Genomic DNA, 14,407 nt, shown 5'->3' on the forward strand with positions numbered 1-14,407 from the left:
TAACAACAGTCTTCTCTTTCTTAATCAATCGAGACACTCCAAACATCTTATCATACCACCTTTTCTGGCTTAGTATTTTGCACAAAAAAAATAGCCTCCATTGCTGAAGGCTATTTCCATTAGAAGTAATTGAATGTTATTATCTTATAATTTAGGTTCCCATCCTGGTTGATACTCACGATCCCACAATTTCATGGCATCACGGTCATAAATACGACCGTTCTCCGTATCGACATCAAACGATTTACCAATTCGGTATGAAATGTTTGCGTAGTGTGTCAACATCTGGCTTTTAGCTCCCATATCAATTGGAGAGTTCAACTGGCTTGACTTTCCACGAATATTATCGAAGAAGTTCAAAATATGCGCATCAGTCATATCGCCACCACCACCGAGTGCTGTTCCGGCTTCGTTGCTGGCTGTTTTGCTATCGCGAACCAGTTTCCCATTACGGTCAAATAGCTTATAACCGCCACGATCAACATACACAGAACCTTCCGAACCATAAATAATTGTTCCACGACCTGAGCCGTAAGTGCTATAACCATTGCGGCTTTTGCCATCCCATACAATGATTTTATTTCCTGGGAAGCGGAAAGAAGCATCCATTGTATCGTACATCTCCCAACCATCATTCAAGAAGTGACGCTTGTCAGCCTGCACATCGACACGCTCCGGATAGTCGACTTGCAATGCCCAACGAGCAATATCTAACTCGTGAGTGGCATTGTTTCCGGTTTCTGCTGTTCCCCAGTTCCATCCGTACCAGTGCCAGTTGTAGTCCCAAGTATCGTGACGGTAATCTTCGTGAGGTGCTGGACCTTGCCATAAATCCCAATCCAAACCTGTAGGAACAGGAGCTTTCTTTGGCACAGGAACTTCACCGCGCCGGTTCGTATAAAAAGCTACTGCCCGATAAACTTCACCGATTGCTCCGTTATGAATTTCTTTGATGATTTCAATTGAATCAGCTGCTGAACGCTGCTGGTTTCCCATTTGCACCACTTTGCCGTACTTTTTGGTGAAAGCAACCAGTAACTCCCCTTCACGAGGACTGTGACTACATGGTTTTTCAATGTAAACATGCTTACCAGCTTCCATGGCCATCCAAGTACCCGGAGCATGCCAGTGGTCAGGTGTCGCATTAAAAATCACATCAACATTCTTGTCGGCAAACACTTCACGAATATCAGACACTAAAGCTGCTTTTCCAGAAACCTTTCCTTTCAAGTCTTTAGCAACTCGCTCACGCTGCGATTTCATCACATCGCAGATGTATTCCAGATCAACGTTGTTCTTTTTATCTTTTACAGCTGTATAATACGCACCAACACGCCGTCCGCAGCCCATGTAAGCAACACGTAACCGATCATTTGCTCCGATGATTCGTGAATAGCTTTTGGCAGACATTCCCATGGTGGATCCTGCCAACGTAATACCGGTTACCCCAGCAGCCGCTTTTCTTAAAAAATCTCTTCTATTCGAACTCATTTTCTTTCTTTTTATTGGTTATTCAGGTTATTTCAATGTAGATAAAACTCCTCTAATGTAGCCCATAGATTCAGCCATTCCGGGGAATGGATTATCTCCATCCTTTTCAAACTCAAGAGCCACAACTCCATCATAACCTAATTCGACTAAATCATTTAAAAAGGTATTGAAATCGATCACACCCCTACCTATTTCGCAGGTCCGTCCATCATGATCGGCTTTCGTAACGTCTTTGATATGAATATCCAGTACGCGGTCAAAAAAGTCTTTTACATCTTGTGATGGACTACGCCCAATTCGCTTGGTATGGCCAATGTCAATACACAGCCCCATGCGCGGATCCATATCTTTAATCAACACATAAGCACTTTCGGCACTCGGATAAAGTTTATCGCCAGGGCCATGGTTATGAATAGCCAGCTTGATGTCGTAAGCTTTCACTTTTTCTTCCACATAAGGAAGCAGTTCATGCGAAGGCACTCCTACAATCATTTCCATACCTGCCTTCCGGGCATACTCAAAGGCTTGGTCAACCTCTGCTTCCGACTTCATATAAATAACGCCACCAGCATACAGGTTTAAGCCGTATTCTTTGCTCTTGCGAACAGCCTCTGCAATCTCGGTATCCGTTGCATCCAGTTTTAGATGAAAACTTTTAAATGCGATGTAATCTACATCCAGCTGCTTCGAGAATGCAAGTGTTTGGTCAATATCAAATTTCCGAAGGGAATAGGAGGCAACTCCAAATTTGAATTTGACCTCCGAAGCTTTTTGTTGATCATTTGTTTCGGGCTTTTGATTGGCATTGCAAGCACTCACAAAGAGAACAATAGCAACTATAGCCAAACTCCGAAACAGGATTAATGCTTTATTTTTCATGGTTCGACTTATAATTTGCGAACTTTAATACTACGGAAACGAACTTCATCTCCATGATCCTGAAGCAAGATGTGACCCGATTGCCAGCTTCCAAAATCGTCCCATTTTTCATACTTACTTCGAGCGACCAACGCATAAAAGGCTTGCGTTCCGCGCTCATACTCCAATACTTTACGATGGTTTAACCAGTGTTCTACGTGAGCACCAACAAACTCTGTTACTTCAATGTTATTTCCTTTCAACCACTCATCGTAGCGTGTTCCTTCAACAACGATGCGTGCATGGTTCCATTTCCCTGGTTTTTGAACGATTTTGTTTTTGTGTGCAGGAATCAAGTCATAAAGCGAAGCAATTTTTCGGTTACCAGCCATTCCTGCATTTGCATCGGGGTGGTTTTCATCATCCAAAATCTGGTACTCCAACCCAATTGCAGACATGTCAGAACCATATTTTTCGGTAATGTAGTATTTGATTCCACTGTTGGCTCCTTTGCTGTACATGAAATCAACTTGAAATTCGAAGGTTGAATATTCATCCAAGGTAACAATATCGCCACCATTTCCTGATTCAGCTCCATCAGCATCTTCAACAACCAATTCGCCATTCTCAACATACCAGCCTTTAGATGGGAATTCTTCTTCACCAACACCTCGCCATCCTTTGGTTGTTTTACCGTCGAACAACAATTGCCATCCTTGGGCACGCTCTTGAGGAGACAGGTAATTTGGAATCAAATTCACCACAGGAATATCCGTCCAAGGGCTTTGTTTTAAATTCTCGGTTTTAATCCGAACGTTGCGCCACTTAATTTGCTTACCCACCTGAGCTGCATCGTGAATACTGTGTACCTGAAGTGCGATAAAACCTTCAGCAGTCATATCGTCCACCAAGTCAGCACAAGGAATACCATTCACCCAAGTACGAATAGAATTTCCAATCGCCTCGATACGGTAATGGTTCCACTCACCCAAGCGAAAAGCTTCGCGTCCTTCCGGATTTTGCTCCAAAGGATACAACCAGCCACGGCGAGCTTCGTCATAAATACCGCCACTCCACGCACGAGCTGAAGGATCAACCTCACATTGGTAACCATGTACCCGTCCATCCATATAGTCCGACTTGCTCAAGCTCCGGAACTGGATGCCTGAGTTCATATTGTTTTCGACCAATAATTCGACTTCAAAAATGAAATCGCCATATGTTTTTTCAGTTGTCAAAAATGAGTTCGGCGTATTGGCCACCGTTGTACCAACAATTACGCCATCAACAACTTCGTATTTGGCTTTACCGTTCAGCTGTTTCCACCCGGATAAATCTTTACCATTAAAAAGGTATTCCCAGCCATCGGTATCGGCAGCCCAAGTGAATGCCGATACAAAAATCAAAAGGAGAGAAGTTACAATTTTCATCTGTTTAAAATTTATTTGTTTTATTGATTATGTAGACTCATGAATTTGCATGTACCAAATTTGGGAGGAATTCAAGTTCCAATGGTTTGGTGTTAGCCATGCTCGTTTCATAATTCATTAATGATTACCTGAATATAGTTCCAATTTTTCGTTAACGGTAACGAATTTAGAAAAATATAGATATTTCAGGTATATTTGCTCCAGCCAAACAAGTTTTATAACTGTTATAACTAAGCTATAACACCTGTTATGAAGAAAAATAAAGACCTCATATACAAACAACTAAAAAAAATCACGACAAGTCAGCACTTTGTCAAGTCGAAAATTAGTTGCGATTTGCTTAGCTACCTTGTCGAAGCTTCTTTGGAAGGACGAAATCCGAAGGAATACACCATTGGAATCGAACTTTTTGGGAAGAAATATGAGGATACCGATAAGCCTGATTCCAACATCCGGGTTTACATCCATAATGTTCGAAAGAAGCTAAAAGCATATTATGCGGAAGAAGGCGGCAAAGACCCCATTGTATTTGTTGTTGAGAAAGGAAAATACCGGGTTCGTTTTGATTCGCAAAAAGATCATCGTCCCCCCAAGGACAACCGTTTTCTTCTCCCCTTCATTATAAGTCTTTCGATGTTACTTGTGGTTGGTTTTCTATTTATTAAGCAACTCAACGAAGAACACAATCCCTGGAAGAAGCTACCTGTTTGGCAATCCTTTGCTGACAATGATAAGCGGACGCTTCTCGTTCTTGGCGACTATTTTGTCTTCAGTGGCAACCTCCCAACAGGGAATGTAGGCATATATCGAGACTTCAGCATCAACTCAGAAGTTGAATTTGAGCACCTGATTGATAAAAATCCGGAACTAATTCAAACCCTATCCAAATCACACCTGACTTACCTTTCTAAAATGGCGGTGTTTTGCCAGAGTAGTATCTATAAGGTTTTTGCTCAAACAGAAGGAGACATTCATGTCAAATTATCGTCCGATTTGCAACCCGATGACTTGAAAAACAACAATATTATTTTTGTTGGGAACTACAAAAATCTGGGACTTTTTGAGAACATCATCCGCGATCTTGATTTTCCCTTTGGAATTTCAAGCACATCTGAACAGCTTATTTCAGCCGATGATCCCTGCGCTCAAATCTATGAACCAGAAGACAGCAGTGCCAAAGAAACGGACTATGCCCTGGTAATCAACACACCGGGTTTTTCAGACAATCGCTTTCTGTTTTTTCTGTCCTCTCATGACATTGGAAATATTTCCGCCGTTAATCAACTAACATCTCCGGATTATCTTTTACAGTTGAGCCAAAAACATCCAAAGCAACTTCAATCCAATGATTTTAAAGCTCTCTACAAAGTGGAAGGCATCAATAAAACCGACTTATCATTCGAGCTACTACGGGTGGATTAAGCTAGCAGGAGGGGAAGTTCATGAGTTTGAAGTTCCAAGTTTGAGCTTGTTCGAAGTTGTTTGAAATTATCCAACAACAAATGGTTTGCTGCATTTTTCTACTTTTGTAAGCATGATTAGTGTAAAGGTCCTCATTCTTTTTATTTACCTGGCAGGCATGGCTGCTTTAGGCATATACTCTTGGTTAAGAATAAAAGCCCCACAAGACTATTTTATTGCGGGAAAACGCTCTGGAGTTTGGCAAATTGCCGGGAGTTTGTTGGCGACCATTCTTGGAGGCTCTGCCATTCTAGGCTCTGTCAACCTCAGCCAACATCAAGGATGGGCTTCTGCCTGGTACCTTCTGGCTGCGTCATTTGGCTTATGGCTACTTATTCCCCTGGTTGGAAAGGTAAACCGAATGGGAAAATTCACACTCACCAACCTGATTGGTCAATTTTACGGTACAGCAGCTCAAAAAACGGCGGCAATCATCATTCCTGTGGCGTGGACCGGTATTGTTGCCGCCCAAATTATTGCATCAGCCAAAATCCTCTTTAGCTTTTTCAACTTGCCGTATGAATCGGGCGTGCTCATTTCAGGCATTGTTTTCATTTTCTACACCTTATTGGGAGGCCAAGTATCCATTATCAAAACCGATTTCATACAATCACTGATCATCCTAAGTGGTGTTACGCTAACAGCCACACTTCTTTGGGGAATGCCGGAGCAAGTTCCTGCGTTCAATCAAACATTCCCTTTTAATGCGAACTTTTCACCGATTGATTTATTGATTCTGGTGTTGACGTTTTCCAGCACTTTTGTGGTAGGACCTGATATTTACTCTCGTATTTTTTGTGCAAAAGACGAAAAAACGGCCCGAAAAAGTGTCGTTTTGGTGGCCAGTATTCTCATTCCTTTTGCCTTTTTGCTGGCCTACATTGGTATGTTTGCTTTCAGCCACCTGCAGCACACCGCTACCGACAGTTCCGCTGCACTTATTGATGTTCTTAACTTCTACCTCCCCGATTGGCTGGCTGGGCTAATGGCTGCTGCTTTACTGTCAGCAGTGCTATCGTCGGCTGACACCACCCTACTCACCTCGTCCATGATTTTGAGTGAATGGATTACTCCGGATATTGATAATCGCCGCTCGCTACGCAATACGCGCTATTTCATTGTCCTTACCGGAATTGTCAGCATTCTGATGGCCTTAAAAGTTACGTCAATTATTGGCACCCTCTTGCTGGCACTGGCGTTTTATTCCGGTGCTTTTATTGTTCCGCTGATTGCCGCTTTAGCCAATCTGAAAGTCAACAAAAAGCTGAGTATTGTGGCGATGATTTGCGGAGGATTGATTGCTCTTTCCGGGAAAATCATGGGAAGCTATCTGAATCTGGATTTTGGTAACTGGATTGTTATTCTGGCTTTTATTATCAATGCCGCCATTCTTGCTATTCCGGAGAGAAGTAGAGAAGGTAGGAAGGCCAAAAGTATTTAAAGTGTGCTAAATTTGAAGAAGAAGTTCCTGAGTTCTATAGCTCCTAAGTTTGAAATGGTTTAAGGTTGTTTTAAATGATTCGGAATTCAAAATTTCAAGTTTCGGGGTCGAATTTCTATTTTCAAATTCTCGAAATTGTCTAAACATCCAAAAATCTATTGTCTAGTGTCTTAATTCTTGAATCTTGACTCTATTCTAACTGATTTCAACAATGGTAATGCCGGCGCCCCCAAACTGAACATGCTCATCTCGGAACGAACGTACTGCGGGGTCTGATCCCAGAAAACTCCGGATCATCTCACGCAAAATTCCATTTCCTTTTCCGTGTAAAATACGGACCTCTCGCACATCCAACATGATGGCTTCATCAATAAATGCCTGAATATTGGCAATTGCCTCTTCAGCCCGTTGCCCACGAACATCGATCTCGGGCTTAAATGTATTTCGTTTCTCTGACAGTTTGCGATGCACATTGGGCAAGGTACGATTTGAACCTCTCATTTCGCTGCGAGCCTCATTGTTGCTCACTTTTTGAAGCTTTTTCCGACTGACAGAAGTACGTAGTTGCCCAAAAGCCACAACGGCATTTTTATCCCCGAGCTCCAAAATTTCACCAATGGTATTCTGCCCCTCAATGCGAACTTTATCGCCAGGCACCAGCTCATTCTTCTCTTTCTTCGGTGATGTTTTTACTTTCGCTAAGGGTTGATCTGGCCGTTTTTGTTGACGCTTCTTCTCCTTGGCTTTCAATTTGGCAATCTTCTTATTGATCCATGCATCATCCTCCTGCGGCTCCTGATCAACAACCTCTTCTTTATACTTGGTCAATTGCTTCCGAATAGCTCTTGTCTTTTCTTTTTCAGCCTGACTTTCCCGAATTTCGCGGATTGTGTTTTCCACCTTCTTATTCGCTTCAGCCAAAACCCGAGTAGCTTCTTCCTTGGCCTCTGCTAAAATTTGCTTCCGCTGGCTAGCCAAATCTCCTAAATCATGCTCATACTTGTCGGCCAACTCATCCAAGCTCCTTTCAACCTTACGAATACGCTGTCGTTTAGACTCCCAATAGCGCTTATCTCGCACAATATCGCGCAGGTGTTTGTCAAAATTGATATGATCTTTCCCAACCTTCTGGGTAGCCTCTTCCAGGATTGACTCCGGCATCCCAATTTTACGTGCAATCTCAAAAGCAAATGAACTACCAGGTTTCCCCATTTGAAGCTGAAACAAAGGCTCCATCCGATGGTTATCGTACAACATCGCTCCGTTCTCGATACCTTCGGCTGAAGAAGCAAAATGCTTCAGGTTGGTATAGTGTGTGGTGATTACCCCAAAAGTTCTTTCCTGGTTCAGTTGATCCAAAATTGCCTCTGCTATTGCTCCACCAATCATAGGCTCCGTTCCAGTTCCAAACTCATCAATCAGCACCAAGGTTCGGTCATTCGTAAACTTGAGGAAATGCTTCATATTCATCAAGTGCGAACTATAAGTACTCAGATCATTTTCAATAGACTGCTCATCACCAATATCAATAAACAGCTGATCAAAAACTCCAGTCTTACTGGTTTCATCAACCGGAATCAGCAAGCCACACTGCAACATGTATTGTAACAGCCCAACAGTTTTCAGGCAAACTGACTTTCCTCCAGCGTTCGGACCTGATATTAGCAGCAAGTGCTTTTCCGGACTCAACTCAATGTTCAAAGGAACAACCGGGCGTTTTTCCCGCTCCAGAGCCATTCGCAGTAGAGGATGCACGGCCTTCTCCCACAACAATTGAGGAGTTTCATCCAAATAAGGTTTGATCGCATCCATTTGAATGGCAACACGAGCTTTCGCACGAATCAAGTCGATCGTTCCCAAGAAATCATACAAGCCCATCAGTTCATCCAAATAAGGTCGGATATCATCTGAAAATTCAACCAAAATTCGGACAATCTCACGCTTCTCGGCATACTCCAACTCCCGAATTTCATTGTTGATTTCAACAACCTCTGCAGGCTCAATGTAAGCCGTTTTTCCGGTTGCCGACTCATCATGTACAATTCCATTCAAGCGTCTTTTTACTGCTGAAGAAACTGGAATAACAGGCCGTCCATCACGAATTGACACCGAGGTATCTTCATCAACCAAGCCATCACGCTGTGCTTGCTTTAAGATACTATGCAAGCGTTTAGACACATTGTTCTGCTTATTCAATAGCTCGCGTCTAATTCGTCCCAACTCAGGAGAAGCCTGGTCTTTAATCTTCCCATGTTGGGAGATAATCTGCTCAATCCGATCTTTGATATACGGAAAAACCTGAATCGGACTAACCAACTCCCTTAAGTTTGGATAAAGTTCTTCTTTCTGATTCCCCAAAAAACGGATGATCGCCGTAATGGTTTCCAGCGATCTTTTCAGGTCAAAAAGCTCATGGACTTCTAAGAACCGTCCTTCAGTCCTGATCTTTGAAAGTGATTTACGTAAATCGAAGTAATAGTTGGTTGGAAAATTGTCCGTTTCAGTCATCAACCGAACAAACTCCTCGGCATAAGCCAATTCCTTTTGAATAGCCCGATGATCGGTTAAAAAGGAAATCTCATCAACCCGATCTTTACCTAAGTCTCCTAAGCAACTGCCTTTAAGGAGCTGTCGAACACGGTCAAAACCAATTTTTGTTTCAAAATTATGCGGATAAATTTTTGCCATTACTTCAATTTGTTCGGCAAAAATAGAAAGATGTCCTGTCTATTCGCAAACTCTTAATTAAATTCTTTTAAGATTTCTAAAAATTCGTGAATTCGAAAGGGTTTAAACATGCAAGCATTCATTCCGGCATCCAGGCAAGCTGCCGTTTCGTGAGCAGTATCACTTCCCGTTAAAGCAATAATCAGAGAGGGTTTATCCAAGTCACTCTCCTTTTCATAATCTCTGATTTTTCGAGTCGTCTCATAGCCGTCCATTACAGGCATACGACCATCCATTAAAATAACATCATAATGGTTTTCGCAATATTTTTGGAATGCCTCCAGCCCGTTACCTGCTACATCAATAGTCCCAATGGAACTTCTCAAAGACATAGACACAACACGCTGATTTACTATATTATCATCAACTACAAGGAGCGATAGATCGGTCAATTCGTTTTTCATTGTCACTAAAGAATAGGTCAAAAATAAGCTAAAATATGGATTCTGCTATCTTCTTGCGAAGAAATCTGAGTATTCTTTCCAAAAATTACTCACTTCTGATTTCATCTCTTTACGTAACATCAAAATACCAATTAAGTTTGGTATTGTCATCAAGGCAATCGTTATTCCAGATAAGGTCCAGACAATCGTTGTATCGGTAAACGACGCAAAGAAGAATCCAAGCACATAAACCAACCGGTAATAAATTACCCCTTTCACCCCAAATAGGAAAGTTACTGCCCGGCCACCGTAATACGACCATGAAATAGCCGTAGAAAATGCGAATAAAAGCAAGCCGACAGCCACAATATAACGCCCATAATCACCGAACCAACTCCGGGTAAAAGCCTCTGTTGTTAAGGGTGCACTATGAATTAAAGACTTTCCATAAAAATCAACTTTTTGCTCAAGAGGAACATGCCCATTTACAACAGTCAGGCTTCCTGAGAATGCTTTTCCGTCCTTAAGTACCTCCACACTTTCGGCCACTGAGCGCGCATGCAATATGGTTACATCTGATTTGATCTGCCCATCAACCACATCCAGCTCGCCTGAAAACAGGTTTATGCCATCTTCTTCGAGCAAGTATGTCGCCAAATTCGAACGATCCTGCTCATTGGCATCGCTGTATGTTCCTGCTAAAATCTGCAAGTCAGCATCCTGAAAATGGTTATCCATTTTTTCAGTCCAAACACCTGAAGACAAAATCACCAAACCAGTAAGCGTACAAATAATAATCGTATCAATAAACGGCTCAAGCAAAGCAACTAATCCTTCTGAAACAGGCTCGTGCGCTCGTGCCGCCGCGTGAGCAATTGGAGCTGACCCCTGACCTGCCTCATTCGAAAACAATCCACGGTTCACCCCTCGGTTAAAGGCAAAAGCAAAACTGGCACCCAAAAATCCACCTGCAGCTGAAGTACCCGATATAACATCGCCAAAAATTGCACGGATGGATGGAATAATGTTTTCATAGTTGTAGAAGATAACAGCAAGCGCTCCAACAAAATAAATCACAGCCATCAAGGGCACCAAACGCGAAGTAACCTTAGCAATCCGCTTTATTCCGCCAATAATAACAAAGCCTAATAAAACGGCTAACACACCTCCAATTAAAAGCTTGTTAATACCAAAAGTCGCATGAACAGAATTGGCAATTGAATTAATCTGAGGTAAGTTTCCTGTACCAAACGAAGAAAAGATCGTGGCAATTGCAAAAATTACAGCCAACCAACGCATATTCAACCGGTTCTTCATGTAATACATAGGCCCCCCTGCAATGGTCCCATCCGATGCCTTTTCCCGGTATTTATGCGATAAGGTAACCTCAACAAACTTCGTGGTCATCCCCAACATTGCAGTAACGAGCATCCAGAAAAGTGCCGCCGGTCCTCCTAAGTGAATGGCTAAAGCTACGCCGGCAATATTTCCGGTACCGACTGTTCCTGAAAGCGCTGTTGTCAAGGCTTGAAAGTGGCTGGTGTCGCCTTCATCGCCTGCTCGGTCAAATTTACCTCGCACAATCCGAAGCGAGGCTCCGAGATACCTAAACTGAGGAAATTTTAGATAGATTGTAAAAAAAAGGCCCGTGCCCAGAAGTAAAAAAACAAACCATTGACTACCTCCAATGTATCCGTCAATGAGGGATAAAATCTCGTTCAGTTTATTCATAAGTCCAGCTTCAGTTGACGCTAAAATAACACATCCATCTCTTTTGTTAAAATAATTAAGGAAATTCCTTGATTTTTTTTCAAGCAGCAAGCAAAATGCTCTTTTTCCTATCAATTTTTTCAAAGAAAAACTCTTCCAAAAGCGAAACCGCTATTAGATTTTTCCATAAATTTGCTTACAAACAATTAAACGAAGAAACTATGCTTCCAAAATTTTTGCTTGCAGATAATTCGCAAGAAACACCAGACACAATTTTCGTTGTTCACACCGAAGAACCAAAATTTATTGTTGAAAGTGACATCGAAGATTTCTGGTCAAACCAGGAAATTCACTGGTTGAGTGATGTCCCCGAATCGGAAGAGTTAATTAATCAACTTCTCGAAGAAGCCGAGGAATACCTTGAAGCTGAATTCGAAAGTCAGGAAAACTTATTCGACGAAGAAGAACAGGATTAATGGAACCGCAAGAACAAGCTCCCAAAAGAATCAAACGGTCAAAAGATCGAATGATCGCTGGAGTAATCGGTGGTTTTGCAGAATACTTCAAGCTAGACCCGACATTACTTCGGGTGATCTATGTTATCCTGTCGGTCATGAGTGTCGGCTTTCCGGGCTTACTGGCCTACATCATTTGTTGGATTCTGATTCCGGAACAAGACTAGTCTTGTTCCACTTCTTTTAAACTTAACTGAATACGTTTCCGGGCAATATCAACCTCGGTTACTTTAACTTTTACATGTTCGTGTAAACAGACCACTTCGTTTGGATCACTGATAAAGCGGTTAGCCAACTGTGAGATGTGAACCAAGCCATCCTGCTTCACCCCAACATCAACAAAAGCTCCAAACTTGGTAATGTTAGTTACAATTCCGGGAAGCACCATCCCCTCCTGCAAATCCTCAATTTTAAAGATGCCAGGCGCAAACTCAAATACCTGAATATTTTTCCGAGGATCACGACCTGGCTTGGCCAATTCATTTTGAATATCTTGTAAGGTTGGTAAACCAATCGTTTCGGTTTGATATTTCTGTAAAACCAGTTGTTTTCGTAGACTTTCAGAGATCATCAAATCTTTTACCGAGCACTTTAGATCTTTTGCCATTTGCTCTACCACATGATAAGACTCGGGGTGAACCGCCGAATTATCTAAAGGATTATCGGCATCAGTAATCCGCAAAAAGCCAGCAGCCTGCTCATAGGCTTTAGCTCCCATTCGCGACACCTTCAACAGCTCTTTCCGCGAGTTAAACGAACCATTTTCTTTCCGATAGTCAACCAGATTTTGAGCCAACTGCGGACCAAGTCCCGAAATATAAGTCAACAAATGTTTCGAAGCTGTATTCACATTCACTCCAACCCGGTTCACGGCCGATTCAACCACGGTGTCCAAGCTAGTTTTTAATAGTTTCTGATCAACATCGTGCTGATACTGCCCCACTCCAATTGACTTGGGATCAATCTTTACCAGTTCGGCCAGCGGGTCCATCAAGCGCCTTCCGATTGAGATAGCCCCTCGCACCGTTACATCGTAGCTTGGAAACTCTTCGCGAGCAACTTTCGAGGCCGAATAAACCGACGCACCATCTTCCGATACCACAAATACTTTAATATCCCGATCGTAACGAAGCTTTTTTATGAAATGCTCCGTTTCCCGGCTAGCTGTTCCATTTCCAATAGCGACGGCCTCAATTTGATAAGCACTTACCAATGAACTTACCTTGCGAGCCGCTTGCTTCACTTGCTCCTGAGGTTTATGCGGATAAATGGTTTCGTTGTGAAGCAAATTGCCTTGCTCATCCAAGCAAACCAGCTTACAACCGGTCCGGTAACCAGGATCAATTGCCAAAACCCGCTTCTGTCCTAGAGGAGCAGCCAACAAAAGCTGTTTCAAGTTTTCAGCAAATACCTGAATCGCATCTTGATCGGCTTTAAGTTTAGCAGCTTGAGCAAATTCAGTTTCAATAGCAGAAGACAATAAACGCTTGTAGCCATCTTTTACCGCCAATTTTACTTGATCGCCACAGGCCGATTCTGCGCGGACAAAAAAACGATGCAGCCGCTCAAGCACTTGTTCTTCATCAGGCGTTATCGTTAAACGTAAAATTCCTTCGTTTTCGCCCCTACGCATAGCCAACAAACGATGCGAAGGACACCTTTTGAGTGGCTCTTCCCAATCAAAATAATCCCGATATTTTTCGCCTTCCCCTTCTTTTCCTTTCACCAACTTACTTCGAACCATCGCTCCCCGATCAAAGGCTTGCCGCACAATGCTCCGTGCTTTCTCATTTTCGTTAACCCATTCTGCAATAATATCACGAGCGCCTGCCAAAGCATCCTCTGCCGATTCCACCTCGCCCTTCACAAATGCATAGGCCCGATTTTCCGGATCACGCTCCTGCTGCTTCATGATGATTTTTGCCAAAGGTTCAAGCCCTTTTTCACGTGCCATACTGGCTTTTGTTCTTCGCTTTGGCTTATATGGCAGGTAAATATCCTCCAACTCAGTCGCATCGAAACATTGCTCAATACGCGCCTTCAAATCCGGAGTTAATTGCTCTTGCTCTTCAATTGTTTTCAGAATTGTTTCTTTCCGTTTCACCAATTCTTCCAATCGTGCTTTTTCGTCTTTGATATCACCAATTTGAACTTCATCCAAGCTCCCGGTCATTTCTTTCCGGTACCTCGAGATAAACGGAACCGTTGCTCCCTCATCCAATAAACGAATGGTATTTTCAACCTGAAAAAACTGAATATTTAGCTGTGCAGCAATACGCTGAATTAGTTGATTCTCCATGGATCATAAAGTGTTTGACAGGCGAAGATACGTGTTTTTTACGGGGCTGCCTGAACTCCCCGTGAATCATTTTTTGCCAGAAAAAACCTTGA

11 protein-coding genes are annotated in these 14,407 nt (G+C 42.6%); 4 read left to right on the forward strand and 7 right to left on the reverse strand.

Translation table 11 applies throughout. The features are described from left to right. Positions 1 to 144: 144 nt before the first annotated feature. Genes BM156_RS19310 through BM156_RS19320 form a run of 3 tightly spaced genes read right to left on the reverse strand, consistent with a single transcriptional unit; the run spans position 145 to position 3,779 of the window. A complete protein-coding gene (locus BM156_RS19310; protein WP_093921552.1) occupies positions 145 to 1,491 on the reverse strand; it encodes a Gfo/Idh/MocA family protein in 1,347 nt (448 codons plus the stop codon). A gap of 27 nt (positions 1,492 to 1,518) precedes the next feature. Continuing rightward, entirely contained in the window at positions 1,519 to 2,370 is an 852-nt protein-coding gene (locus BM156_RS19315) for a sugar phosphate isomerase/epimerase family protein (RefSeq protein ID WP_093921553.1), read from the reverse strand. Between the two features lie 8 nt (positions 2,371 to 2,378). Beyond that, positions 2,379 to 3,779 carry a 3-keto-disaccharide hydrolase gene (locus tag BM156_RS19320; protein WP_093921554.1) on the reverse strand — a complete coding sequence of 467 codons (1,401 nt, stop codon included), beginning with the start codon at positions 3,777 to 3,779 and terminating at the stop codon, positions 2,379 to 2,381. A 249-nt stretch (positions 3,780 to 4,028) separates the two neighbouring features. On the opposite strand from BM156_RS19320, the gene BM156_RS19325 reads away from it, so the two are divergent. Further along, entirely contained in the window at positions 4,029 to 5,201 is a 1,173-nt protein-coding gene (locus tag BM156_RS19325) for a hypothetical protein (protein WP_093921555.1), read from the forward strand. Positions 5,202 to 5,313: 112 nt separating this feature from the next. Further along, complete coding sequence (locus BM156_RS19330) at positions 5,314 to 6,681, forward strand: sodium:solute symporter family protein (protein WP_093921556.1); 1,368 nt, start codon at positions 5,314 to 5,316, stop codon at positions 6,679 to 6,681. A 195-nt stretch (positions 6,682 to 6,876) separates the two neighbouring features. Here BM156_RS19330 and BM156_RS19335 read toward each other — a convergent pair whose 3' ends face one another. From BM156_RS19335 to BM156_RS19345, 3 genes are read right to left on the reverse strand one after another with little or no spacing between them, the layout of a single operon-like run. Further along, entirely contained in the window at positions 6,877 to 9,369 is a 2,493-nt protein-coding gene (locus BM156_RS19335; RefSeq protein ID WP_093921557.1) for an endonuclease MutS2, read from the reverse strand. Between the two features lie 53 nt (positions 9,370 to 9,422). Further along, positions 9,423 to 9,812, reverse strand: coding sequence for a response regulator (locus tag BM156_RS19340; protein ID WP_093921558.1), 390 nt, complete (start codon positions 9,810 to 9,812; stop codon positions 9,423 to 9,425). A gap of 45 nt (positions 9,813 to 9,857) precedes the next feature. Next, on the reverse strand, positions 9,858 to 11,522 hold the full coding sequence (locus BM156_RS19345; protein WP_093921576.1) for an alanine/glycine:cation symporter family protein: 1,665 nt from the start codon (positions 11,520 to 11,522) through the stop codon (positions 9,858 to 9,860). Positions 11,523 to 11,722: 200 nt separating this feature from the next. Here BM156_RS19345 and BM156_RS19350 point away from each other — a divergent pair, with 200 nt between their 5' ends. Further along, positions 11,723 to 11,977 (forward strand): hypothetical protein, encoded by a 255-nt coding sequence (locus BM156_RS19350; RefSeq protein ID WP_093921577.1) that lies wholly within the window; start codon positions 11,723 to 11,725, stop codon positions 11,975 to 11,977. Next, positions 11,977 to 12,183, forward strand: a complete 207-nt coding sequence (locus tag BM156_RS19355; RefSeq protein WP_093921559.1) for a PspC domain-containing protein — start codon at positions 11,977 to 11,979, stop codon at positions 12,181 to 12,183. The genes BM156_RS19350 and BM156_RS19355 overlap by 1 nt, the downstream gene beginning before the upstream one ends. On the opposite strand, the gene BM156_RS19360 is transcribed toward BM156_RS19355, so the two are convergent. Beyond that, on the reverse strand, positions 12,180 to 14,315 hold the full coding sequence (locus BM156_RS19360) for a Tex family protein (RefSeq protein ID WP_093921560.1): 2,136 nt from the start codon (positions 14,313 to 14,315) through the stop codon (positions 12,180 to 12,182). The two genes, BM156_RS19355 and BM156_RS19360, sit on opposite strands and share 4 nt — an antisense overlap. Positions 14,316 to 14,407 lie beyond the last annotated feature (92 nt).

Source organism: Sunxiuqinia elliptica (assembly GCF_900113005.1).
GTDB classification, from domain to species: domain Bacteria; phylum Bacteroidota; class Bacteroidia; order Bacteroidales; family Prolixibacteraceae; genus Sunxiuqinia; species Sunxiuqinia elliptica.